Origin of the sequence: Sporosarcina limicola, assembly GCF_014873855.1 — a bacterium.
GTDB lineage: Bacteria > Bacillota > Bacilli > Bacillales_A > Planococcaceae > Sporosarcina > Sporosarcina limicola.
Window position 1 is genome coordinate 381,135 of the sequence record NZ_JADBEL010000001.1, and the last position, 25,440, is coordinate 406,574.

At 39.6% G+C, this 25,440-nt stretch carries 20 protein-coding genes; 4 read left to right on the forward strand and 16 right to left on the reverse strand.

All coding sequences use genetic code 11. The features are described 5' to 3' along the window. Positions 1-115: 115 nt before the first annotated feature. The gene (gene rluF, locus H4683_RS01920) at positions 116-820 is read left to right on the forward strand and encodes a 23S rRNA pseudouridine(2604) synthase RluF (protein WP_192597119.1); all 705 of its coding nucleotides are present in this window, start codon (positions 116-118) and stop codon (positions 818-820) included. An 82-nt stretch (positions 821-902) separates the two neighbouring features. Here the strand turns inward: rluF and opp4C are convergent, their stop codons facing one another. The 11 genes from opp4C to H4683_RS01975 all read right to left on the reverse strand — a co-directional run bounded on the left by opp4C (position 903) and on the right by H4683_RS01975 (position 14,442). Beyond that, complete coding sequence (gene opp4C / locus H4683_RS01925; RefSeq protein WP_192597178.1) at positions 903-1,796, reverse strand: oligopeptide ABC transporter permease; 894 nt, start codon at positions 1,794-1,796, stop codon at positions 903-905. Between the two features lie 35 nt (positions 1,797-1,831). Beyond that, positions 1,832-2,782, reverse strand: a complete 951-nt coding sequence (locus tag H4683_RS01930) for an ABC transporter permease (RefSeq protein WP_192597120.1) — start codon at positions 2,780-2,782, stop codon at positions 1,832-1,834. Between the two features lie 205 nt (positions 2,783-2,987). Next, a complete protein-coding gene (locus H4683_RS01935; protein WP_192597121.1) occupies positions 2,988-4,631 on the reverse strand; it encodes a peptide-binding protein in 1,644 nt (547 codons plus the stop codon). A gap of 72 nt (positions 4,632-4,703) precedes the next feature. Then, positions 4,704-5,750 carry an ABC transporter ATP-binding protein gene (locus H4683_RS01940; protein WP_192597122.1) on the reverse strand — a complete coding sequence of 349 codons (1,047 nt, stop codon included), beginning with the start codon at positions 5,748-5,750 and terminating at the stop codon, positions 4,704-4,706. Next, positions 5,750-6,730, reverse strand: a complete 981-nt coding sequence (locus tag H4683_RS01945) for an ABC transporter ATP-binding protein (RefSeq protein ID WP_192597123.1) — start codon at positions 6,728-6,730, stop codon at positions 5,750-5,752. Before H4683_RS01945 ends, H4683_RS01940 begins: the two co-directional genes overlap by 1 nt. Before the next feature lie 485 nt (positions 6,731-7,215). Beyond that, a complete protein-coding gene (locus H4683_RS01950) occupies positions 7,216-8,292 on the reverse strand; it encodes a M24 family metallopeptidase (RefSeq protein WP_192597124.1) in 1,077 nt (358 codons plus the stop codon). Between the two features lie 27 nt (positions 8,293-8,319). Beyond that, complete coding sequence (locus H4683_RS01955) at positions 8,320-8,679, reverse strand: DUF3899 domain-containing protein (protein WP_192597125.1); 360 nt, start codon at positions 8,677-8,679, stop codon at positions 8,320-8,322. Positions 8,680-8,711: 32 nt separating this feature from the next. Beyond that, positions 8,712-10,691: a dipeptide ABC transporter ATP-binding protein gene (locus H4683_RS21855; RefSeq protein ID WP_192597179.1), complete on the reverse strand. Its 1,980-nt coding sequence runs from the start codon at positions 10,689-10,691 to the stop codon at positions 8,712-8,714. A gap of 11 nt (positions 10,692-10,702) precedes the next feature. Further along, complete coding sequence (opp3C, locus tag H4683_RS01965; RefSeq protein ID WP_420826530.1) at positions 10,703-11,734, reverse strand: oligopeptide ABC transporter permease; 1,032 nt, start codon at positions 11,732-11,734, stop codon at positions 10,703-10,705. After that, positions 11,712-12,650, reverse strand: a complete 939-nt coding sequence (gene opp3b / locus H4683_RS01970; protein ID WP_192597126.1) for an oligopeptide ABC transporter permease — start codon at positions 12,648-12,650, stop codon at positions 11,712-11,714. The genes opp3C and opp3b overlap by 23 nt, the downstream gene beginning before the upstream one ends. Before the next feature lie 112 nt (positions 12,651-12,762). Then, positions 12,763-14,442, reverse strand: a complete 1,680-nt coding sequence (locus H4683_RS01975) for a peptide ABC transporter substrate-binding protein (protein WP_192597127.1) — start codon at positions 14,440-14,442, stop codon at positions 12,763-12,765. Between the two features lie 519 nt (positions 14,443-14,961). Between H4683_RS01975 and H4683_RS01980 the strand changes: the two genes are divergently transcribed. Continuing rightward, a complete protein-coding gene (locus H4683_RS01980) occupies positions 14,962-16,065 on the forward strand; it encodes a M24 family metallopeptidase (RefSeq protein ID WP_192597128.1) in 1,104 nt (367 codons plus the stop codon). Between the two features lie 200 nt (positions 16,066-16,265). Beyond that, positions 16,266-17,597, forward strand: a complete 1,332-nt coding sequence (rpoN, locus tag H4683_RS01985) for an RNA polymerase factor sigma-54 (RefSeq protein WP_192597129.1) — start codon at positions 16,266-16,268, stop codon at positions 17,595-17,597. A 67-nt stretch (positions 17,598-17,664) separates the two neighbouring features. On the opposite strand, the gene H4683_RS01990 is transcribed toward rpoN, so the two are convergent. The 5 genes from H4683_RS01990 to H4683_RS02010 all read right to left on the reverse strand — a co-directional run bounded on the left by H4683_RS01990 (position 17,665) and on the right by H4683_RS02010 (position 23,271). Further along, entirely contained in the window at positions 17,665-19,158 is a 1,494-nt protein-coding gene (locus H4683_RS01990) for an aldehyde dehydrogenase family protein (protein WP_192597130.1), read from the reverse strand. Positions 19,159-19,173: 15 nt separating this feature from the next. Then, positions 19,174-20,067, reverse strand: a complete 894-nt coding sequence (gene dapA / locus H4683_RS01995) for a 4-hydroxy-tetrahydrodipicolinate synthase (RefSeq protein ID WP_192597131.1) — start codon at positions 20,065-20,067, stop codon at positions 19,174-19,176. 63 nt (positions 20,068-20,130) lie between these two features. Beyond that, positions 20,131-21,051, reverse strand: coding sequence for a proline racemase family protein (locus tag H4683_RS02000; RefSeq protein ID WP_192597132.1), 921 nt, complete (start codon positions 21,049-21,051; stop codon positions 20,131-20,133). 1 nt (position 21,052) lies between these two features. Continuing rightward, on the reverse strand, positions 21,053-22,093 hold the full coding sequence (locus H4683_RS02005; RefSeq protein ID WP_192597133.1) for a proline racemase family protein: 1,041 nt from the start codon (positions 22,091-22,093) through the stop codon (positions 21,053-21,055). Beyond that, the gene (locus tag H4683_RS02010; protein WP_192597134.1) at positions 22,093-23,271 is read right to left on the reverse strand and encodes an NAD(P)/FAD-dependent oxidoreductase; all 1,179 of its coding nucleotides are present in this window, start codon (positions 23,269-23,271) and stop codon (positions 22,093-22,095) included. Before H4683_RS02010 ends, H4683_RS02005 begins: the two co-directional genes overlap by 1 nt. Positions 23,272-23,434: 163 nt before the next feature. On the opposite strand from H4683_RS02010, the gene H4683_RS02015 reads away from it, so the two are divergent. Beyond that, positions 23,435-25,168, forward strand: coding sequence for a sigma-54 interaction domain-containing protein (locus tag H4683_RS02015; protein WP_225941817.1), 1,734 nt, complete (start codon positions 23,435-23,437; stop codon positions 25,166-25,168). Positions 25,169-25,440 lie beyond the last annotated feature (272 nt).

Genomic DNA, 25,440 nt, shown 5'->3' on the forward strand with positions numbered 1-25,440 from the left:
GTTAACCCCATCTTATAACGAATTAAAAGAATTGTCAACCATTTGCCGTTGCATGGCATGCACCAACAAATACGCTATAATAAAAGAAAGAAATCTCTTGGGAAAGGTGAAAATAATGAGGATTAATAAATATTTAAGCGAAGCAGGAATCGTCTCTCGCCGCGGTGCGGATAAGTGGATTGAAGATGGACGCGTGATGATTAATGGACAACAGGCCGAACTCGGTAGCAAAGTTGAAGAAGGCGACGAGGTTCGGGTTGACGGAAAACCAGTGAAGACAGAAGACCAGCTTGTCTATATCGCTCTCAATAAACCCGTCGGCATTACAAGCACTACTGAACATCATATTACGGGGAATGTCGTCGACTTCGTAAACCACCCGCTCCGAATTTTTCATATCGGTAGACTCGACAAAGATTCCGATGGCCTCCTTCTCCTGACAAATGATGGCGATATCGTCAATGAACTATTACGCGAAGAACACGGTCATGAAAAAGAATACATCGTTACTGTTGACCGCCCTCTCACACAATCGTTCATCACTAACATGCAGTTAGGTGTCAACATACTTGGCACAACAACGAAACCGTGCAAAGTGAAACAACTGGGTCCACGCAAATTCAACATTACATTAACACAAGGACTAAACCGCCAAATCCGCCGTATGTGTTCTGCACTTAACTATAATGTGAAAAATCTACAACGTACACGCATTCTAAACATCCACCTTGGCAACTTACCCATCGGCCAATGGCGTGATTTGACTAAGGATGAATTAAATGAAATGTTCCATGTGATGGATTATAAGCCTAAACGATGATCTTTTTCCTAAGGCAAAAGAACAGGTTGCCGCATCCCCAAATGGGCTTCAGCAACCTGTATTTTATTCGACAAGAAATGATTCATTCGCTTATCTTTGGGTCAAACGCATCACGCAAGCCATCTCCAATAAAGTTAAAGGCCAGAACAGTTATTAAAATCATAAACCCTGGGAATAAAGGATACCACCATGCACCAAGCATTATTTGAGGATTTTGTGCACTTTGCAACATATTACCCCAACTCGGAGTTGGAGGTTGGATACCGAGCCCAAGATAGCTAAGTGCGGCTTCCGCCAAAATAACGCCCCCAACTCCAAGTGTCGCCGAAACAATAATCGGCCCCATTGCATTGGGTAAAATATGAGAAAATATAATCCTCGAACTTCGGATGCCTAATGTCTTTGCAGCTAATACAAACTCTGATGAACGAAGAGATAAAAATTCTCCACGGACCAATCGAGCTGTTCCTGTCCAACCAAATACTGCAAATACACCAATTAAAGTAAATACACTAGGTTCGAAAATGGTAACAAGCGTGATGAGTAAAAACAATGATGGGAAAGAGATGACAGCATCAACAATTCTCATAAGAACCGCATCAAGCGTGCCTCCATAATAGCCCGCTATCGCTCCAACTGCCGTACCTATAAAAATTGAGCCCGCAACGGATGCGAAACCTACAAGTAAAGAAATCCTAGCCCCATAAAGTAATCGGCTTAATGTATCCCGACCTAAAATGTCCGCGCCTAAAATATACTTTTCACCCGGTGGACTTAATTTATCAAGTAATACTTGTTTACTTGGATCCTGTGGTGCTAACCATGGAGCAAAAAGTGCACTCCCTATGATGATTATCATTAAAAATGCACCGATGACGGCAAGCTTATTCGCCATAAACTTTCTGAACATTAATCTCCAAATTGATTCGTGAACATAATTATGATTTTCTTCTACAATAAACGGTTCAGTCACCATCGCTTTTTGTTCTAGAAAAGACACTTTATTCCCCCCTAATATTCAATTCGCGGATCAAAAATAGCGTAAAGTACATCGGCTAGCAAGTTACCGATTACAACCAACGTTGCTGCAATCACCACTACAGCCATGATTACCGGATAGTCCCTTTGGAATGCGCCATCAATAAAAAGTAAGCCGATGCCAGGCCATGCAAAAATACTTTCTACTATGACAGAACCTCCAATAAATGACGGCAACATTAACCCAAGAATTGTAATAATCGGTATAAGTCCATTACGGAGTCCATGTTTAAAAATAACGGTTTTATTTTTAAAGCCATTTGCTTTAGCTGTACGAATATAGTCCTGTCGTAGCACTTCTAACATACTAGAACGGGAATATCTTGTAAGCCCCGCCATATCTGCGGTAGCCAGTACAAAGGCCGGGAGGATTAAATGATGGAGACGATCCCATAGACTAAAAGGTGATCCTAGGGTAGATACGCCGCCTGTCGGAAACCATCCCATATGGACAGACGTAAACATTATTAACATAAGCCCTATCCAAAAGTTTGGTGTAGCGATTCCCAAAAATGAAACAAACGTAATCGAATAATCCGTTAATGAATTGCGTTTTGTTGCTGAAATAACGCCTAGCGGAATCGAAATAAGAAACGCAATAACGGATGAAACACCCATTAATAGCAAGGTATTTGGTAGCCTGGCCAATAGTAACTCACTGACAGGAACCCCTTGACGAATAAGGGAATACCCAAAGTCCCCTTGTACCATATTTCCTAACCATCTGAAATATTGCACCATGACATTATCATTTAAACCATTTGCCTCTTTATACGCCTCTAAATTTTCCTTTTTAATCATAGGGTCCATCATTAAAGCCGTTGGATCACCTGGTGCCATTTGCATCATAGCAAATGAAATGATTGTTATAAGAAAAAGTAACGGAATAGCCATTAATATTCTTCTTACTATATATGTAGTCATTCCCAGTCCGCTCCTTCTTTTAATTATTATTCACTTGGAACTTCCTGAATGTCTAAGCAAGAATATGCTGGACATTTATATTCGAAGGCTAAGTTTTCGAAGGGTCTGTCGATTGTAAGAATAAGACGAACATCTCCACTTTTGTGGGAGATGCTCGCTTATCATTACACAATTCATACGCTATTTCCTTAAAGCTTTTTAACTATTATTCAAAATACCATTCATGAATTTTATAGTATGTGTTTGAAGCGTTAAATATCGGTCCTTTAAGGTTAGGTGCTGTCGCAAGAGTCCCATTTGGATGATACAAGAATGAGCTCGGCTGATCTTCAGCAACGATAGCATCTGCCTCACCAATGATTCTCTTTCTTTCTTCCAAATCGGATATCAGCGTGTTCTCTGATAATAGTTTATCAACTTTCTCGTTTGAATACGCGCCGTAATTCAGCCCATTTTCAATTTCTGAAGTATGCCAGAACCAAGTTGGATCTGGATCACTACCGATAGACCAACCAGCTACAATTGCATCGAAATTCCAAACTGGTGGGCCTGTTTGCTCTACATAAGCACTCCACTCAAGTAATTCAATAGATGCTTTGATACCAATTTCATTTAACTGCTGTTGAACAATCTCTGCGATTTGCATACGAATTTCGTTTGCTGAAGTCGTTTTCAATACAAATTCAAACTTCTTACCGTCTTTCTCCATAATGCCATCTGCACCTGGTTCCCAACCTGCTTCTTTCAACTTTTTCTTCGCTTCATCTTGATCATATTCAAATTTCGGCATATCAGGATTAAACGACCAGTTTGCTGGGCTACCAGGTCCATTTGCCACAATTCCAGCTCCATCTAGAACAGCTTGTACAATTGCTTCCTTATCAATTGCATGCGTAAGTGCTTGACGAACCAACTTATCTTGGAAGAGTTCGTTCCTTAAATTGTACCCAATATATTCCCAGGAATTTGAAGCCCCGGTAGACAGAGCTACTGTCCCTTCACTCTCTAGTTTCTTTGCCATTTCAACATATTGTGGTGAAATACCCGTCATGCTAACGTCGCCCACTTGCAACTGCGCCATCAGGGTATTCTCATCCGGAACAATTTTGTAAATAATTGAATCTAGTTTTGGCTTTCCTTTGAAATAGTCTTCATTCGCTACGAGTTCAATATACTCGCCATCTTTCCATTCTTTAAATTTGAATGGGCCTGTCCCGATTGGCTCTTTCGTATTAAATCTATGGGTAGCTAAATCCGCAATAGGAACATCACCTAAGATATGCTTCGGTAATATCTCAAATTGAGCTGTAATCGTAATAAATGGTGCATAGGGTTCCGAAAGAATCATTTCTACTGTATAATCATCGATTTTGTTTACTTCTTTGATGTTTTCAAAAGGTAATCCACGTGGACCGACATAAGCTTTATCTTTTGGAATGCCGTAAGTGAACACGACATCATCTGCTGTAAAGTCTTCTCCGTCATGCCATTTGACACCTTTCCGTAAATAGAAAGTCCATTTTAATCCGTCTTCTGTGAATTCCCAGCTTTCTGCTAAATCACCTTCAGGATTAAAATCCCGGTCGACCGTAACGAGACCCCCGAAAATAAATCCTTCAATTGTTGAGCTGGAAGTATCCGTTGAAAATAACGGATTAAATAGCGTCGGGGCAGCTGTCGTTCCTAAAACTAAGCTACCTCCAGATTTCTCTACTTCCTCCACTTTTGGTTTATCTTCACCTTCCTTTTCTTTTTCTTTGCCACTGTCCTTAATTTCTCCATCCGAACATGCTGAAACGATAAGCATTAGTGCCAAAATGATTAATAGTAAGAATCGATTCTTAAACATTTTTAATTTCCCCCTTATTTTTTAAGTAGAATTGGCAGAACTACGAATCACCCCTTTCAAATTGCTCTGTTTTTATTGATATAAATGGCAAGCGATTAAATGGTTTGGTTTTACCTCTTTAAATTCTGGAATTTGCGTTTCACAAATCTTCATTTTCGCTGGACATCTTGTATGGAAGACACATCCTGGGGGTTGATTGGCAGGACTCGGAATGTCACCTTTCAAAACAATTCTTTCCTTTTGTTGAACCCCGGTATTTCGAATAACTGGGACTGCAGAAAGTAATGCCTGTGTATAAGGATGAAGCGGTTCTGCATATAAATCATTTTTGTTGGCTAACTCGACAAGTTTCCCTAAATACATAACGCCTACCCGATCTGCAATATGTCTCACAACACTTAAATCATGGGATATAAATATGTAAGTTAAGTTAAATGTAGACTGTAAATCTTCCAATAAATTAATGATTTGCGATTGAATAGACACATCTAACGCTGAAACAGCTTCATCCGCAATTATTAATTCGGGATTTAACACAAGGGCCCGTGCAATACCTATTCTTTGGCGTTGTCCCCCCGAAAACTCATGGGGATAGTAATTCATTGATGATGAATGTAAACCGACAACATTCAAGAGGTCTTTTATTTTTTCATCCCGCTCTTTTTTACTACTGTATAATTTATGTGCCAATAATGGTTCATTTAAAGTACTTCCCAACGACTTTCTTGGGTTTAATGAAGCATAAGGATCCTGAAAAATCATTTGCATTTTTCTTCTAATGATTGGTCTTAACTCTCTTTCTGATAAATTAGTAATGTCGGTGCCATCGAAGAGTACGTTCCCCTCGGTTGGTTCGTATAACCTAATGAGCGACCTTCCCATCGTCGATTTACCGCATCCCGATTCCCCGACAATTCCCAAAGTCTCCCCTTTATTCACATGAAAGCTAATGTCATCGACAGCTTTCACATGTCCTACCGTTCGTTGTAATATACCCGCTTTAACAGGAAAGTACTTTTTTAAATTCCGAACTTGCAAAAGTGTTTCTTGAGTTGTTAGTTGTTTTGTTTTTCCAAGCTCTAATCGTTCCGTTGGTTCTAGTAAATCGGTTGATTCCATTATTCTGCCTCCTCATCGTCATATAAAAAACAACGCACAGACCTTGACTCATCCATTTTTCTTAGAGTAGGCATTTCTTTCCTACAACGATCAAATACTTTGCTGCATCTCGCGGCAAATTTACAACCTTGAATAACTTCTCCTGGTGCGGGGACATTCCCCGGAATTGAATAGAGTCTTTCTATTTCCCCCTCTATCTTGGGAACCGATTCGATTAGTCCAACCGTATATGGATGGAAAGGACTTTTAAATAAATCATCAATATCTGCTATTTCAACAATTTGTCCCGCATACATGACAATCACTCTCTCGGCGAGTTCAGAAACAACTCCAAGATCGTGAGTTATCAAAAGAATCGATGTAGAGAATTCCTTACTTATTTTTTTCATCAACTCAAGTACTTGCGCTTGAATCGTTACATCTAATGCGGTTGTAGGTTCGTCCGCTATGAGCAGCTTAGGATTACAAGACATTGCCATCGCAATCATTACCCTTTGCCTCATCCCACCCGATAATCGATGCGGATAATCCTTCAACAGTTTTCTTGAATCAGAAAAACCTACTAGATCTAGCATTTCGACAGCCCTGTTTTCAGCCTCTTTCTTTCCCACTTTTAAATGGTGAATGATGACGCTTGTCAATTGGTCTCCGATTGTAAGCACCGGGTTTAGGGATGTCATCGGTTCTTGGAAAATCATCGCAATTTCTTTTCCCCGAATTCCATACATCCTTTTTTCGGGCAATCCTACCAAATCGACACCTTCCAAAAGAATTTCTCCGTCTACAATCCTGCCTTCTGGGGCTGGAACTAAACCCATGATAGATAATGAAGTCATGCTTTTACCGCACCCCGACTCACCGACTAGTGCGACAGTCTCACCTTTCTTTATCTTAAAATCAATTCCATCAATCGCTTTAACTACACGTCTTTTATTTCCAAAATGTGTTTTTAAATTGTTTACCTCTAATAAAGTTGACATCGTAATCCACCTCACAGCCCTTATTAATCACTATTTCGAATTCTTGTTAATCACTAGATTTTCTGCAATTCTATTAGTTAAATGCAAGATTCATGCCAATATGTTAAAAAATAAGGTGAATGGGTTTATTTCGGTTCTACTCTTTATCGATTAGTATTGACCGTAGGGCCGATTACATAACTTTCTCTGCGTAAATAAATTTGTATAGAGAAAATTTAAAAATCAGTTTTTGTGTTACCACTATAAAGATCCCCACACCAAATTAAAGCGCCTACACATTAATTCATCCTAAAGTGTATAATTTATCTATATTCACCTGAGGACTGTAAACTTTTTTATATATTGAACAATTCAAAAGTTACCATTTCTAAATAGAATTCGATTTAGGGATGAATTATGAACGTTGACTTTTTCCTAAAATATAAAAACAGGTTGCCTCACCCCATGACGGGCTACAAGCAACCTGTTTTTCTATTCGATAATGTTCAGACAATCACCAATTCCTTCGTAGAAGGCGATAAAACCTCGCATCCTCCTTCAGTAATTAGCAGCATATCCTCAATTCGAGCGCCACCGATGTCCTGCAAATAAATGCCTGGCTCAATTGTTACGACCATCCTTGGAAGTAAGATTTTTTCGGAATCGACTGAGAAGAGCGGTTTCTCATGCACTTCTAAACCAATCCCATGCCCGGTCCCTGTTCCAGAATATTTTTCATAGCCCGTTTCCCTCAAATGATCTCTCATCAATTTGTCCACTTCTTGATCTGTCAGTCCCGCTTTTATATTATTTATACAGTTGGTAAATGAATGAAGGAGGACTTGTTGAATCTCTTTCATTTTACCGTCAGGCTCACCCAATGCCACTGTCCGAGAAATATCCGACCAATAACCATCGTAATTTGTCCCGAAATCGATTGTAATCATATCACCTTTTTCAATTATTTTATCACTTGCCCTTCCATGAGGTAGAGAAGATCTTTTTCCCGAGGCGACGATTGGGCTGAATGTTGAAGTGATCCCACCATTCTTTTTGATGAAACTCTCCAACTCTTCAGCAACCGCCAATTCTGTCAATCCTGGACGGATGAAATTTAAAATATGTAAGTAAGCATCGTCTGTAATTTTCGATGAGATTCTTATCTTTTCAATTTCTCTTTCTGTTTTCACCATACGCAGGTTTTCGACTAAATCATACGTCGGAATCATTGCTGCATCTATCAAACTCTTTAACTTTGCGCAGTTCCCAACATTCACATGTTGCTGTTCAAATCCTAAGCGCTTGATGCCCATCTTCTTAACTTGCTTGGCGACTTCATCATAGATTTTATGTTTGTGACCTGTATGTTCTGCATGCAGGACAACATCCATATCTGTCTGATTTTTCGCCTGTTCAAAATAGCGGTAATCCGTTATTATTTTGACGTCATTTTCAGTAATGAGAATCACGCCATTACTACCCGTAAAACCTGAAAGATATCTCCGGTTCCAATCGCCAGTAATCATCAGTCCGTCAATAGTCAACTCTGCGAATTGCTTCACAAGCTTTTTGACTTTCTCCATTTAGTCCACTCCTTTCCATTTAAGACATCACATGAGTATGATTGAAAAAATCGTAGATAACGCGATTAAGAATAATCCACTTCCAACAATTTGGGGCGAAATTGCTGCTTTCGTATAGGGTACAGCTGTTTTTTCCGATCCCACTTCTTCATCCGCATACTGATTCAATTTAGAAGAACGTCTAAAAAACCAGCTGAAATGTTTAAAACCAGCTTTAAATACCCCTTTTTCAATCAAAAGCAACAGCCCGCCGACCATAAAACAAGCTAATCCAAACATGAAAATGTTATTCAAGATATGGATTGTCATGCTATGCGTAATTAAGAAATATCCGAAAATGATCAAAACCAGTACATTCAACACAATGAAAAACTTCTTGAATAACATTTCCCATCTACTCCTTTGACCCTACTACAAAATTATGAAGTTACCATCTCTGGCGAACTATTTTTCTTAAACATTTCATATTCCCGTTCTGTACAAGAAACCCAATGCCCTTTTTTCACTTCCCTCAATTCGACAGTGCCATACTCTGCCCCCCAATGAAAATCAGTCTGTAATGCAACATGCTTTTTTTCACTTTTACCGATTTGCGGAATTGAAGATAACAGCCTTCTCGTATAAGGATGCATCGGATTATCATAAAGCTCATCACTTTCTGCAACCTCAACTAATTGTCCTTGATACATGACACCGACGCGATCACTAATATACTTCACCATGGAAAGATCATGCGCAATAAACAAGTACGTTAAATTCTTTTCACGCTGTAATTTTCTCATCAAATTAATGATTTGAGCCTGGATTGACACATCCAATGCAGAAATTGGCTCATCAGCAACGATGAATTCCGGTTCAACCGCAAGAGCCCGAGCAATTCCAATACGTTGACGTTGCCCACCACTAAATTCATGTGGATATCGGTTGGCATGCTCGCCCCTCAAACCGACAACTTCTAACAATTCAAGAACCTTCTTTTGCCGTTCTGCTTTACTTGAATACAACCCATGGATAATCATGCCCTCTGCAATGCTATCCCCAACAGTCCATCTTGGGTTCAGTGATGAATACGGATCCTGAAAAATCATCTGGATTTCCTTGTTCAAATTATTTCCCACATGTTTCTTATTAATATCCACTCCTTTGAACAAAATTTCCCCTTCAGTTGCGCCATGAAGACGCAAGATTGTTTTGCCCGTTGTCGATTTACCACAACCTGATTCACCTACTAAACCGAACGTTTCACCTTTAAAAATATCCAAAGTGAATCCGTCAACCGCTTTTACAACATTGCCGCCTTTACCTTTGAAATATTGCTTTAACCCTTTTATCTCCAAAACCTTTTCACTAGCGACTTCTTTTCTTGTGGTCATGGAGGAGTTAACATCGCTCGTTTGCTTTTCAGCAATTTCTTTTACACGTTTCGCTGCCTTCTCATGCAACATCCATGTTGCGGCTGAATGTGTTGCAGACACTTTAAACATAGGAGGCTCATACAAGAAATCTACTTTTAGCGCATTTTCATTTCTTTCTGCAAAAGCATCACCCACTGGAGGATCCAATAGATTTGGAGGTGCGCCCGGAATTGTTTTCAACGCATCCTGACCTGTATTCAAATTCGGCATCGCTGAAAGTAAACCTTTTGTATAAGGGTGTTGCGGATTAAAAAAGACTTCTTCCATTTTTCCAATTTCAGCAATTCTACCTGCATACATGACAGCCACGCGATCTGCAACGTTGGCAACAACACCCAAGTCATGCGTGATGAAAATGATGGACGTTCCTAACTTCTTTTGGATATCTTTTAGAAGTTCCAACACTTGGGCTTGAACAGTCACATCTAGTGCGGTCGTAGGTTCATCTGCGATAATGATTCTTGGATTGCAAGCAAGTGCCATCGCTATGACCACTCTTTGTTGCATTCCACCGGAAAATTGATGTGGATAATTATTCAGTTTCTCTTCTGGATTCTTTATACCAACCAACCCCAAAAGCTCCACTGTTTTTTTCTCCGCTTCTTTACGGGAGATTTTTTGATGCTTGATAATACCCTCCATGATTTGGTTTTTTATGGTCATTGTAGGATTAAGTGACGTCATAGGGTCTTGAAATATAATTGAGATTTCGGAACCCCTTAAATTCCGCCATTCCTTCTGGCTGTTTTTTAAAATATCTTTTCCTTGATACATAATACATCCGTCAGTAATTTCACCAGGAGGTTGGGGAATTAATCCCATCAGACTTTTCGACATAACAGATTTTCCCGATCCCGATTCGCCAACGATGGCTAAAGTCTCCCCTTCGAAAAGTTCAAAAGAAACGCCCCTAACAGCCTGTACTTCACCCTCGTACGTTCGAAATGATACTCTCAAGTTTTCAACCGTTAAAATCGGTTCCACATTTCCCACCTCTATCTCCTCATTTTAGGGTCAAATGAATCTCGTAATCCATCACCTAGTAAGTTAAAGCTAATCATCGTTACACTAATAATAACGGATGAAAATAGCAGCATATGCGGGTAGATTTTCAACATTTTGAATCCATCGTTTACAATCGTCCCAAGCGATGCAATAGGTGGTTGAAGTCCTAATCCGATAAAGCTTAAAAATGCTTCTGTGAAAATAGCGGTCGGAATTGTAAACATTGTCGTAATGATAATCGGGCCAAGTGAGTTCGGTATGAGGTGACCTAATAATAATCTTCGATCGTTTGCACCTAATGTTCTCGATGCTAAAACAAATTCCTGATCTTTTAACTTCAATATTTGTCCCCTAATAATCCGCGCCATGCTTACCCAGCCCGTAATAACCATCGCTAACGTGATTGTTAAAATTCCCGGTTGCAATACCAAAATCAATAAAATGACAATGATTATATTTGGAACACCCATTAAAATTTCAATAATTCTCTGCATCACGTTGTCTATTCTACCGCCATAATAAGCAGAGATACTTCCATAGGCAACACCAATGAGCAAATCAAGGGTGGCTGCTAAAAAAGCAATGTATAAAGAAATCCTTGTTCCTTGCCAAATGCGGGTCCAAAGATCTCTTCCAAGGTCGTCTGTACCGAACCAATAATAGTTGGTGACTCCTTTAGCTGCATACTGATCTACTCCACGAATATCTACGCCATCAAATCCTAAAAATGAAATACCTTCTAACATCGCTACTTTAGGGGGGAGGTTCGTTCTAGTCAAATCTTGATCATCAAAACCATATGAATTCATGTACGGTCCAGCAATCGCAAAAAAAAGAATGCCCATAATCATGATCAAACCGAATAATGCCCCTTTACTTCTTCGCAAACGTAACCAGGAATCTTTCCAAAAACTATTGGAAGCACCACTTATTCTTACCGCATCAACCTGTTGCTCATGCGCAATTTCAAATAACTCATCTTCTAATTCATAGTCATGGTCATGTATTTTTATGATGTCCACCCCCAGAAAGCCTAATGCGTGGATCGACAACCCCATATAGAAGATCGACAATAAACACGACTACAATGAACAGGAAACTGTAAAATAATGTGACACCCATAATCACAGGGTAATCATTCGTCATAATCGACTTGATAAATTGTTCACCTAAACCGGGTATGCTAAATATCTTTTCAATGACTAATGTTCCAGTCATTAAATTGACTGTAAGTGGTCCCAAAATCGTCAAAATCGGAATCATCGCATTCCGCATGCCATGCTTTACAATTACAACGAAGTCATTTAATCCTTTCGCCCTTGCCGTTGTTATATATTCATTACCCAACACTTCGAGCATTTCTGTACGCATAAACCGAGCAATCGTTGCGACTACAAATGCAGACAAAGCAATTGTCGGTAAAATGGAGTATTCAAATCCCTCCCAAAAAGCGACCGGCAACCATTGAAGTCGAACTCCCACCCAGTATTGAAGTAGCCCCGCAAAAACAAAGTTCGGTACGGATAACCCAAAAACAGCGATAATCATGGCCCCATAATCGATAATGGTATTATGCCTGAAAGCAGCGATTATCCCTAAAAAGAGACCCAGTATCGTTCCTACAATGAGCGATTGTGCACCCAATATGGCCGAGACCCCTATCCTTTCCCCAATAATCTTAGTTACAGGCCTACCATCAAACTGATAGGATACCCCCAAATCACCCTTCGTTATGTTGACTAAGTATTGAAAGTACTGAATAGCTACCGGTTTATCCAATCCATATCTTTCATATAATGCTTCTTTTTGAGCCGGAGAGAGTCGTTCATCATTAAAAGGAGATCCCGGCAATGTTTGCATTAAGAAAAAAGTGAATGTCGCGATTAACAGAAAGGTGAAAAACATATATCCAATCCTGCTAAATATATATTTTCTCATAAAGTGGACCACCTCAATTCATTTACATTACTTTTTTAAATTGGAACTCCTATACGTCTTTTTACAAAAAAGACGTATAGGAGCTTCTTTTGTCATGGAATTACGTTCTGCTTTAGTCGATTGTCACCCATTTATATGTTGACGTTGAGTTCGAGTGAGCAGCTAGCCCTTTAACATGTGGTTTCACTAACTTTGCAGTACCTGATTGATGAAGTGGCGAAATAGCAGCCTCATCTCCTATTAAGATTTTTTCAGCATCTTGTAAATCAACATATCGTTGGTTCGTATCTGAAAAATCCGTCATTGCTTTGTTAACTAGCTCATCATACTTTTCATTCTTAAAGTCCTGCCAGTTGTACGGTCCGTCCGAAAGGAATATTGAAAGGAATTCCACTGGATCGGAAACGTCATTTCTCCAACCTGAATAGGAAATATCGTATTCTTGCTTGTCTTCTATTGCTATTTTCTGTTTGTTTGGTTGTTGATTAATACCAATTTCCAAACCAGGTAGATTTTTTTCGAGTTGGTTTTTAATGTATTCCGCAACTGATTTTCTTTGGCCATCGTCATAGCTCAGCAATTCGAATTTAATAGAATCTTTTCCGAGTTCCGCAAGACCTTTTTTCCAATACTCTTGCGCTTTTTCAATACCTTCATTATTGAAATCTCCGAAACGATCACGGAAATCTGATTTGTCTTCCAAGGTAACAAAGTTATCGTAAATAAGGAAGTACGCGGGAATTGAACCGTTTTTCAAAATAGAATCTGTTGCTGCTTCCTTATCCCATCCCATATCTAACGCTTTTCTAATATTGACATTTTTCAAATCATCGTTCCGCTGATTAAAACGAAGGAAATAGATTTCCGAGTTCATCGATGTAACATATTCAGCGTCACCGCTGTATACATCTACGAATTCAGACGATAGACTCGCAACATCAATCGTATCCGTCTCATACAGATTCACTACTGTGGCCGTATCTTTCGCCACTTTAAAATCGATTTCTTCAACTTTTACATTTGCAGCATCCCAGTAACTTTCATTTTTCTTCAATAACCATTTTTGGTCATGCTGCCAGGAATCCAGTACAAATGGACCGTTAAAAATTAGATTTTCAGGTTCAAGCGCATATTCTTCTTTTTGTGATTCGACATATTTTTCATTTTGTGGATAAAAGACCGGATTTGTTAATAATTCGATGAAGTAAGGGACGCTATTATCCAATTCAACCTCTAATGTGTAATCATCCGTTGCTTTTATTCCTAATTCATCCACTTTACCGTAAAGTGCATCTTCAGCGTTTTGTATATTTGAAGCATTTTTAACCGAATCCATTAAATACGCATGTGGTGAAATCGTATCCGGATGAAGCGCTTTCTTCCATGCATAAACGAAATCATGAGCTGTAGTTGGTTCTCCATTAGACCATTTCGCATTTTGCCTTAATTTAAATACGTACTTCTTGCCATCCTCGCTTACATCAGATGTCTCAACGAGCCCTTCGATCGGTTTGTCGTCCTGGCCCAGTCTGTAAAGACCCTCAAACACGTTTTGGATTATCGTTTGTGATAAGCCATCCATGCTGCCGGTTGTTTTCATAGTCGGGATTTCCCCACCAACTGCTAGGTGAAGGACTTTCGGTGTCGCTGCTTCTTCCTTCTTTTCTCCCGATTCTCCTGGCTTTTCAGTCTCTCCCACTTTTTCAGGTTTTTCCTCCCCACCGTAACATCCCGCTACTAGTAACAGAGATGAAAAAATTAATGTAAAGAGCCATATTTTCCTTAGATTCATTGGTCATTTCCTCCTTATATTCTCATCTATTGTTGAAACAATGAAAAAAAACGGTCGAAATGTTTCGACAACACTGTACAAAGTTTTTTATACAGTTGTCTAAATACATTTACAACATCATATGAGAATTTCCTTCTGTAGGCTTGGATTAAAAGCCATCTATTGAATGCAGCCAAGCAAATCCTAATTGCACCTCCCAAGACCCTTTATACATTATCGACAACCAAGCCCTTATATCCCAATAACTGTTTCGTTTATGTCCCTCCCTTTTAATTTAAGATTTTCAGTCTTCATATACTTCACGATTCCACGTTTCTTTTCTATAAAGCATAGAAACCAATTAAACTCCCCCTTCATTCTTTAAAGATAGGAAATATTATGCAATATTCGTGCCAAAAAAAATCTGTCTATCCCTCTCGATTTATGCCAACCCTATCAATCTGTATCTTTCCATTTCAAAAAGTTGGCACATTTCTTGCATTGTCACTTTAGATATTACAATTTTAGGAGGCTTTATTTTTGGGAAAAATTTATGAAAATAGGCGAATTCTTTTAAAAACATATCTCACCGAGAATACTTTCGATGCCGTGATGATTACCAATCCAGCCAATGTGTTTTACTATACTGGTTTCAATTCAGACCCTCACGAAAGATTCATGGCCCTAGTCATTGACGTAGTTGGCGATAAGACATACCTCTTCGTCCCCGCATTGGATAAGGAGGCCGCAACACTAGTATCCGACGTAACGAATATCATTCCTATTTCAGATGAACAGGACCCTTTCCAAGTTGTTCACGAATCAATTGGTGTCAAATTAAAAACAATTGGTGTTGAGGCAAAGGCCTTAAGTTTCTATCGTTATAATAATTTGATGGACCTCTTCCCACAATTACATGTAGCGGACGTGCAACCATTCGTGAATGCCCAAAGGAAGAAGAAATCGAAAAAAGAAATTGAGTACTTGATGAAGGCGATTGATATCATTGAAAAGGTCATGGCTGAAGGTATCCGAAAGGTGAAAATCGGGATGACTGAATCAGAATTGACTGCCGAACTCGAATATCTAATGAGAAAATTTGGTGCGGATGGCCCTTCTTTTTCAACAATTGTTTTGTCAGGGGAAAAAGCTGCGTTACCACATGGTTCTCCAGGAGAGCGTGTATTTAGAAAAGGGGATTATTTATTAATTGATATGGGTGTTGTGAAGGATGGATACTGTTCCGATATTACCCGTACTTTCATCATTGGTGAAGCCACAGAAAACCAAAAAAAGATTTATGATATTGTTCTTCAATCCAATCAGGCAGGAATAAATGCCGTCTGTTCCGGTGTGCCTTTAAAAACATTCGATTTTGCAGCAAGAAATGTGATTATCGATAGCGGTTATGGTGATTACTTCAACAACCGTGTTGGCCATGGTTTAGGTATTGATGTCCACGAAGAGCCTTCCATCCACCAGAACAATGAAGAGCTCGCTAACGAGGGGCTAGTTTTTACAATTGAGCCCGGAATCTATATTCCTGAACATGGTGGTGTACGTATAGAAGATATCGTTTATATTAACGAAGATGGGAAATCCGAAGTTTTGACTTCATTCCCAAGACAGCTTCAAGTTCTCTAGTTTTATAATCCTATTATGCCCTTGCAGATGGAATGAAAGCAGATCCCGTTATTGGCTACCACTCCGTCTACAATGGCTTTTTCTACCTATTTCTGAAGATTCATATTTTTTATGGATATCTTGTGAAGTTTATACTATAATGAAGGATATATTCTTGAAAGCGCTATCATTATTTTCCAGCTTTCAGAGGAGGAATCCAGATGGAACTTGCACTCCAACAAAGGCAAGAAATTAATCTTTCAATGACCGTTGAGTTGAGGCAAGCAATTGAACTATTACAATACTCTACATATGAACTTGAACAATATATTAGACAACAAGAGTTGGAGAACCCATTAATAGAGTTGAAAGAAAACGAAGAAAGAAACGTATATGAAGAGAGATTGACTCACAGATCTTCATCATTCAGTTACTCTAACTCTTCCGAAATGCCTATCGACATCATCCAAGGCAATGATAACAATATGAGAGATCAGTTATTCGAACAGGTCAAGTTTATATTCCCGGATATGGAAGATCAAAAACTACTGAAATATCTCATTTTCAATCTTGATGATAATGGTTATTTTACATTTGACGGTATAGATTCAGATTTCCATTTAAAATTTAATGAGTGTGAAATTGAAAAAGGGATTCACCTTCTACAAGAAATCGGACCTATTGGAATCGGCGCAAGAAACTTAAGAGAATGTCTATTGCTACAAATAAAATATACATATCCAGAAAAACAATTGGCAGGAGACTTAATAGAAAATTATTTGAATTTGCTCGCCGATCGAAAATGGCAACAAATTTCTACTCGTATGAATATTTCAATGACTGAAGTGAAAGAACTTTATGATTTCATCCAGACTCTAGACCCAAGGCCTTGTTCTCTCATTTCCGATTGTTCTACTGAATATTTGACTCCTGACATTATTGTCGAATTAAAAGATGATGACTTCATCTTCTATTTAAATGACAGTCACCTGCCAAATATTCGGATGAGTAAGGATTATACACCTTACCTCCAATCGAAAGATGATACCTCAAAATACATGAATAATCATCATAAAAACTACCAGTGGCTTCTCAGTAGTATTGAACAACGTCGAAACACGATTATTAAAATCATGAAAGTCCTTCTAGAAAGGCAGCAAAACTTTTTTAAAAATGGATTTCTATCGCTAAAACCACTTACACTTAAAGATGTTGCTGAAGCAATCGAAATGCATGAATCTACTATCAGCCGTGCGACAATGAATAAAGTAATTCAAACGCCTTTTGGTTCGTTCGATCTCCGAATGCTATTCAACTCAAAACTGGAGACAGCGGATGGCAATAGTATCTCTCAAACAAAAGTGAAAGCGTTATTGAGTGCCTTCATTGCACAGGAAAACAAATTTAAGCCCTCTTCCGATCAAAAAATCGCGGATTATTTCAATACCAAAAAAGGGATAACCATCTCAAGAAGAACAGTCAGTAAATACAGGGAGGAGTTAAGAATTCCACCTTCAAGTAAAAGAAAAGAAATTCAGACCTCTGATGAATGATGATATAGGAAGAGGCACTCAACCGGGTTACCGGTCGAGTGCCTCTTTTCTACTTATATTAAGTTGGTCACTGTTTAATATTCACGAATACACTTTTCACTTCTGTGTAGTTTTCCAACCCGTATTCTCCGCCCATTTCACGACCGATTCCAGATTGTTTATAGCCGCCGAACGGCATCGTTTCCCATTCGAGTCCAAAGTCGTTGATCCAAACGGTCCCAGCTTGTAGCTTGCTGGCAATAAAATGACCGGATTTAATATTTTCTGTCCAGATGCTAGCAGCCAAGCCATAATCGCTGTCGTTTGCGCGTTTGATAACTTCTTCTACCGTATCAAAAACAAATACTGACATAACTGGACCGAAAATTTCTTCACGCGCAATGACCATATGGTCTTCGACATCTGCAAAAATGGTTGGTTGTACAAAAAAGCCTTTATCAAGCCCTTTCCCTCCACCTGCGACGAGTCGTGCACCTTCTTTTTTCCCTTGTTCGATATAGCCGAGGACCGTTTGTTGTTGTTTGGCTGAAACAAGTGGACCCATATCTGTTTCTAGATCCATACCTGGGCCTAGTTTCAATGCGTTTACACGCTTGACCAATGATTCTACGACATAATCATAGTGTTTACGGTGAACGAAGACACGTGTACATGCACTACAGTTTTGACCATGGTTATACATCGTGCCGTTAAATGCGCCTTCAATTGCTTCTTCAATGTTGGCATCTTCCAGAATGATGCTTGGTGATTTTCCACCAAGCTCCAGTGTGACACCTTTGATTTGGTCTGCCGCTTTACGCATAACCTCTTTTCCAACAGCTGTTGAACCGGTAAATGCGACTTTATCGACGCCTGTATGCGTGACAATTGCATCTCCCGCAACTCGCCCTGCACCAGGAACAACGTTTACAACGCCGTCTGGGAATCCAGCTTCCTTAAACAGTTTCGCTGCAAATAACAGCGAAAGTGGTGTTTCAGTTGCAGGCTTGATGACGACCGTACAACCGACAGCAAGTGCCGATCCGAGCTTCCAAGCAGCCATCGCAAGTGGAAAGTTCCATGGAATTATTTGTCCGACAACCCCTACCGGTTCATGAACCGTATAGTTCAAATAATCCGGAGAAATCGGCGTCGTTTTACCCAGTAATTTTGTTGCCCAGCCCGAATAGTACCTAAAATGCTGAACCGTTCCATCAACATCATCCGCTAACGCCACTGCGTACGGTTTCCCGTTGTCTAGCGCTTCAAGTTGCGCCAACTCTTCACGGTTCTCTTCCAATAGATTCGCAAATTTATAGATAAGATGTGAACGATCGGCTGCCGGCATCTTTGTCCATTCACCGTCGTCAAATGCCTTTCTCGCTGCTGCAACTGCAATATCGATATCTTCAGCTTGCGCTTCACTCACTTTGGCAATGACTTCTTCAGTGGCGGGATTGATGACGTCAAACATTGTCCCACTACGAGCGGGTACATAGTTTCCGTCAATGTACAATCCCACGTTTTCATCCAAAAACGCTTGCACTTTTGGCTTTAATTTGTAGTCTGTTGCTTTCAACATCTTTAACTCCCCCTTTTAGTTTTTGACTGCTTCCAAGCTTTGAAGCAATACTTTCAACTTTGCATCTTCTTCTTCATTCAATGGCAGTCTCGGTCTACGGCAAGGTCCGCCTGCTAAACCTTGTAAATCCATCGCCCGTTTAACAATTTGAACGTATTTTCCAGATCCTTCAAGAAACTCACAAAGTGGCAAAAGTCTGTCGTAAAGTGCCCATGCCTCATCCATTTCATTGTTTTGAACATGATTGTACATAGCTGTCACTAGACCAGGTGCAATGTTACCTGAGACAGAAATCCATCCGGTTGCCCCAACTAGAAATGATTCAATAGCAAGGTCTTCAGAACCACAGAATACTTTAATGAAACCTGCCCCTTGTCGAGCGATATCGCGTGCCTTGCCGATACCACCGCTTGATTCTTTAATATGTGTAATATTTTCAACGTCACGTCCGACTTTTAGAATCGTTTCCGTGCTGATGTCAACACCAGATGTGAATGGATTGTTGTAAATCATTACCGGGAATTTAACAGACTCTGCAACTGCTTTAAAGTGTTCATAGATTTCGTTCTCTTTCGGATGTGAATAATACGAGTTAATTAACAATGAAGCGTCTGCACCAGTTTGTTCAGCCTGTTGTGTAAACTCAATCGCATCTGCCGTCGTTTCCGCTGCCGTTCCAACAACAAGTGGAATACGTCCATTCACTTGCGCAACCGCAACTTCAACTGCCTTGTAGCGCTCTTCCTTCGTCAAGCTGACAAACTCACCTGTACTTCCATTGATGGCAAGACCTGCTACGCCTTCATTGATGAAGTGTTCGATATTATTTTTGAAACCTTCCCAATCAATTTCCTGTTCGTTGATCATTGGTGTAATTAGTACAGGGAATACCCCTTCAAGTTTTACCATTATAAATTCCTCCTAAGTTTTGTTTAAAATTATTTTAATTAGCTTATTCAATTTCCTGTTTTATTAGGCCAATAAAAAACCATTCCTTAACGGATCCTCATGATCGAGAATAAATTGATGCATTCCTGTAACAAACGCCTCTGTTTCGACAGAAAATCGATACGCATCACCCGAAAGTAGATTCGCTGTTAACACGCTTTCAAAAACACTTATATTTTCCACTTCGCTATAGTCATTTGAAACGCTCAACAACGCTGTTAAAATTGCGAACGTGCTATCAATTCCTGGGGATCGTAAAATATAGCCATCTTTTTCAAACGTCATCGATCTAACCTTATTTGGAGTTGAAGGTGATGATTCAATAAGTACAATTCCATCAAAATAGATGTTTTCATTCGACAATTTCTCAACTTTTTCACTGCCCCAACTAGTTAGTGCCGCTAAGTATTCCAACTGAATACCCGGTACGGAACTAGGCAAATTGAACAGTAAATACTTCCGATCATCGTCTACAGTGACAGACACAAACTCCGGATTTAAACTATCAATGGAACAAACGCCACTTTCAATAGAGACAGAAGTTACTTCCTGATTTTCAACAAGCACCTTCACCTCGAAGATGCCATTCACCGTCTCTACCTTATAAACGTCATTTGCCGTCCTTTTAATATTCCCTGTCTCAATTAATGCGGTTACAGTTGTCAATAATCCTTCATATTTGAAGTTATTCACATTGTTATGATTGAAGAATAACAGTCGAAAGTTCGCTACGTTTGAAGAAGTGACCAAGCACCCATGCATGCCGCGATGGCCCCTTGGTTCATTCAATAACAGGTTCTTTTCATCTTCAAAGTTGTACCGCAACTCGTCATGATTCGACTGAACATCCCCACTTTGCAGCACGATGGAAGATTGGATAACCACCCTGAACGCTTCACCGGCTACATGTGTATCAATTGTGCTAAACATTTTTTCGAAGTTCATATTACACTCCCTCCTTCACTGTTTCGTGTTCCATTGGAGGTATTAGTAAAAATCCTTCCCGAAGGGGGTCTCTTTCATTGTAGAAGAACCGATGCATACCCATAATCCAAGCGGAACCCGTCACTTCGGTAATAAACGCATCCAGCTCTTTCACTTTTATTTCTTCGAGTACTTTGGCTTTAAATAATGTACCCACAATGCTTTCATGGACGAAAAGTTCATCAATACCAATCTCTTTTCTCTTGCACATCGTTGCAAGTTTCGCAGAAGTTCCTGTTCCGCATGGGGAACGGTCGATTCCTCCCGGAGGTACAATGACTGTATTTTTCACATCTGCTTGCGGATGTACCGGATCAGTAAAAAATTCAATATGCGTCAGTCCGCTAATGAATGGAAACTCCGGATGAACAATTTCTTCAGTTTCGTTAATTGCGTTTCGAATATCGATGGCTATATTAATAATTGTCGTCGCGTTATTTTCATCCAACGACAAACCAAGTTTTCGCGCATCGATGATTCCGTAAAAATTTCCGCCATATGCAATATCACATTCTATATTTCCGATGCCTTCCACATCAATTTCAATGGATTTCAACAAAAATGCAGGTACGTTCGCAAACGTTACTTCTTCCGCTTTACCGTTAACGACCTTTATCTTCACATCGATGAGACCGGCTGGTGTATCCACTTTGATGTCCGTGAACGGCTCTTTCACCTCAATTAATCCTGCTTCTACGAGCGCTGTGCAGAAACCAATTGTATCGTGCCCACACATCGGCAAATAACCGCCCGTCTCAATATAAATAACACCGACATCGGCATCCGGGTGACAGGGATCTGTCATTAACGCACCAGACATTACGCCGTGTCCTCTAGGTTCATTCATTAAAAAGTTTCGAATCCAATCGAAGTGTTCTTCCATATACAACATCTTTTCAGACATCGTAGATCCCTTTAATGGAGGAAGACCACTTATAAGTGTTCGTGTAGGATTTCCTCCTGTATGTGTATCGATTGTAGTAAATAAACGTTGAAAATTCATCAGCCCATCACCCTCTCTTTAAATCGGCTAAACCGTAATGGACTTATTGGAATTGATGGTTCTTTTTCACTAATCATTTCTTCAATCAATTTCCCTGTTACTGCCGCTAAACTAATGCCGTCACCTTCGTGTCCAGCTGCTATATAAAAACCAGGAATTTGGTCAACTTGCGAAATAATTGGTAAATGATCTTCCGTCCACGGTCTTAGTCCTGCATATGTTCGAATAACAGTCATATCTGCTATTTTTGGATAAAAACGTACTGCACGTTTCGCAATGTATTTTGTGACTTCGTGATCGACTCTTGTATCAAAGCCCGTGAACTGTCTACTACTTCCGATTAGAAAGTTTTGGCTCTCCGTCGGTTCAAATACGAGGGCAACCCCGTACTTCTCTGTCAGAGGGTCTACTTTCCTCTCCCCACCAAACTTGGATATTAGATAGCCAAACTCCATCACCTTACGAAGCCCGACAGGTTGTTGTCGAGATGCAACGATAAGCTGACCCTTCCTCGGAATAATCGGAATATCTAAACCTAACATCTCGCCAATCATGGGAGCCCATACACCACATGCATTAACAACTTTATTGGCCGTGAATACGCCATTATTCGTTTCGATTATAAACTGACCAGCGTCATTTCGAGTGATATTCTTCACTTCAGTATTCGTATGTATTTTCGCACCTTGTTTTTCTGCACTGTAAAACATCGAATACGTCAGCATATAAGGATTGACTGTTGAGTCTGTTTTACATTCTAACCCTCCATATAAATCGTCTGCGAAATACTTAGATTCATTTCGCAAATCGTCACGGTCCAACATCCGAAAATCCAATCCTGCATCCTGCTGCCTTTTAACCCACGTATTCGCAGCTTCCATTTCGTTATCATTTTCACATACTAAAATGCTGCCTGGATTACGATATTCAAACGATATTTCTAGTTCTTTATTTAACTCATGAACAAGTTGTTGGCTTTTCAATGACATTTGACTATCAAAGCCCGGATCCTTATCAATCGCAAGGATATTTCCGTCACATCTTGAGGAAGTGCCACTCGCCAATTCTTTTTTTTCAAGAACTGTAATATTTAAACCAGCTTTCGAGCCATAATAAGCAATTGCCGCACCCATAATGCCTCCACCAATAACAACAACATCTCGATGTTGAGTGCTCATCACAAGAATCCTCCTCTCATTTAGTGTTCCATATCTACATATGCAAGTTTCATGCCAAGAATTAAAAGACAAGAAAGCTTGATTCTCTATTGAATTTTCAATCTATTTATGTAAAGATAGTTATACACTTCAAATATTATTGACAGTAAAGGTGGATAACAAATTGACTTCTACACTCCATTTACTCGAAAAACTGATACGCACAGATTTCATTATCCTAAGTGATGAAAAAGATGAAAAGAATTTAGCTACTTTGATAGAAAAAGACTCTTCAAAAACGGTATTCATCAAAAAGATGTCTGAGCTGTACCATGTCGAAATCTCACATCAAGGAGAAGAGGGTATTTATAGATTATGCAAAACGATTCCGTTAAGTAGCACTTGTAAACAAGTATATGAATCGTTGGACGAGAGCACAACCGTAATTGTAAAAAATCCAGATGGGGAATACATCGGCTATATTACTCCTTCTTCATTTTCCGAAGACTTACTGAATGAGTACGAACGCATGCAAGCGTATTTACACACGATTTTAAATACAATCGATGAATCCTGTACTGTAATTGACAGCGATACAAACATCCTCTATTGGACAAAAGGTGCTGAAAAAATTTTTTCTTTCAAAGAACACGAAGTTATAGGTAAACCAATCACCGACTTCTTCAATCCCGACCGCTTGGAAATATTGAAAGCCCTAAAAGATGGAACCTCTCTATACCATAGCCAGCATCACGCAAGGAGGGACTTGGTTGTTATGATCAATTCAAGTCCCGTTTACTTTAAAGAAGAAATTATCGGTGCAGTGGTGTCCGAAACGGATATTACAAGTCAGATTAGATTGAACAATGAGCTTTACATGACTTCTGAAAAACTATTCAATTTAGAAGAAGAAGTTAGAAAATCTATGCCTTCAGTCAATCCATTTACTTATATAAAAGGGAATAGCCCTGCTCTGAAGAAAACGATAAAAATCACCCAAAAAGCGGCTACTACAAATGCAAGTATTTTAATATACGGGGAGAGTGGAGTCGGTAAGGAACTTTTCGCAAAAGCGATTCACAATTTACGTGAAGCCGAAAAAGCCCCATTTGTAGCTATTAACTGTGGGGCCATTCCGAGTGGCTTATTTGAAAGTGAAATATTTGGGTACGAAAAAGGGGCATTTTCTGGAGCAGATAAGAAAGGGAAAAAGGGAAAAGTTGAACTTGCAAGAGGGGGTACTTTATTTTTAGATGAAATCGGGGAAATGCCGTTAGAAATGCAAGTGAAAATTCTACGCCTTCTCCAAGAGAAGAAATTTTATCCTGTAGGCGGTACAGAAGAAGTAGAGGTAGATTTTAGGGTTATTGCCGCAACCAACCGTGATTTAAAAGAACTTGTAGCGGAAGGAAAGTTCCGAGAAGACCTTTATTACCGATTAAATGTTGTCAACTTCAAAGTTCCTCCTTTACGCGATCGCCCAGAGGACATCATTGAACTGACCCACTATTTCCTATATGAGATTTCTATCAAGTACCATCGGCCCATCCATGGAATTTCTCAAGCTGTCATGCAGTCTTTGCTACAGCATACATGGCCAGGGAATATCCGGGAATTAAAAAATATCGTTGAACGTTTAGTCGTATTTTCGGAAAATGGGGAAATTAAAATCGATGATTTACCTATTGATATGGATAGAATTACTCAATCTACAGATCTGAACACCGATACACATCCATTCCAATCCTCCATTGATGGGAACTTGTCTTTGAATGAACGATTACAAGAATATGAACGGGATATTATTCTTAGAGAACTAAATAAGTCAGACGGAAACAAACAACTTTGCGCTAAAAGTCTGGATGTTACAAGAGCCACCCTTTATAATCGTATGAATAAATTAGGCATAAAACTTTAACATCATTCAGCAGAAGCGTCCCATTTCTATAAGTGGTGAGATGAATGCAAAGTGTGTAGATAATTCAGTAGGGGTTCAAATCCCTGCTGAAATGGAAGAACTCTGGCTAAGATTGCCGCGTCCGGCGACAACACCTGAGTAACCAACAAGGAAGGATGTAGTACAATCCTTCCCCCCTGTCGGCCCAAAGCCTCCGGCGGATGCCATAGATTTTGAAAGGAGTCAATTGAGCAAGGTCGGGCCTGCGTGATGCAGGTCAGTTAGCGGGGAGG

Bases quoted from the DNA above. Each gene is read 5' to 3' on its own strand.
- H4683_RS01950 (WP_192597124.1), bottom strand. From the start codon at position 8,292: ATGGAGAAAGTCAAAAAGCTTGTGAAGCAATTCGCAGAGTTGACTATT.
- opp3b (WP_192597126.1), bottom strand. From the start codon at position 12,650: ATGAGAAAATATATATTTAGCAGGATTGGATATATGTTTTTCACCTTT.
- H4683_RS02000 (WP_192597132.1), bottom strand. From the start codon at position 21,051: ATGAACTTCGAAAAAATGTTTAGCACAATTGATACACATGTAGCCGGT.
- rpoN (WP_192597129.1), top strand. From the start codon at position 16,266: ATGGAACTTGCACTCCAACAAAGGCAAGAAATTAATCTTTCAATGACC.
- H4683_RS01955 (WP_192597125.1), bottom strand. From the start codon at position 8,679: ATGTTATTCAAGAAGTTTTTCATTGTGTTGAATGTACTGGTTTTGATC.
- H4683_RS01940 (WP_192597122.1), bottom strand. From the start codon at position 5,750: ATGGAATCAACCGATTTACTAGAACCAACGGAACGATTAGAGCTTGGA.
- H4683_RS01945 (WP_192597123.1), bottom strand. From the start codon at position 6,730: ATGTCAACTTTATTAGAGGTAAACAATTTAAAAACACATTTTGGAAAT.
- H4683_RS02010 (WP_192597134.1), bottom strand. From the start codon at position 23,271: ATGAGCACTCAACATCGAGATGTTGTTGTTATTGGTGGAGGCATTATG.
- H4683_RS01990 (WP_192597130.1), bottom strand. From the start codon at position 19,158: ATGTTGAAAGCAACAGACTACAAATTAAAGCCAAAAGTGCAAGCGTTT.
- H4683_RS01930 (WP_192597120.1), bottom strand. From the start codon at position 2,782: ATGACTACATATATAGTAAGAAGAATATTAATGGCTATTCCGTTACTT.
- H4683_RS01935 (WP_192597121.1), bottom strand. From the start codon at position 4,631: ATGTTTAAGAATCGATTCTTACTATTAATCATTTTGGCACTAATGCTT.
- rluF (WP_192597119.1), top strand. From the start codon at position 116: ATGAGGATTAATAAATATTTAAGCGAAGCAGGAATCGTCTCTCGCCGC.
- opp4C (WP_192597178.1), bottom strand. From the start codon at position 1,796: ATGGTGACTGAACCGTTTATTGTAGAAGAAAATCATAATTATGTTCAC.
- dapA (WP_192597131.1), bottom strand. From the start codon at position 20,067: ATGGTAAAACTTGAAGGGGTATTCCCTGTACTAATTACACCAATGATC.
- H4683_RS01975 (WP_192597127.1), bottom strand. From the start codon at position 14,442: ATGAATCTAAGGAAAATATGGCTCTTTACATTAATTTTTTCATCTCTG.
- H4683_RS02005 (WP_192597133.1), bottom strand. From the start codon at position 22,093: ATGAATTTTCAACGTTTATTTACTACAATCGATACACATACAGGAGGA.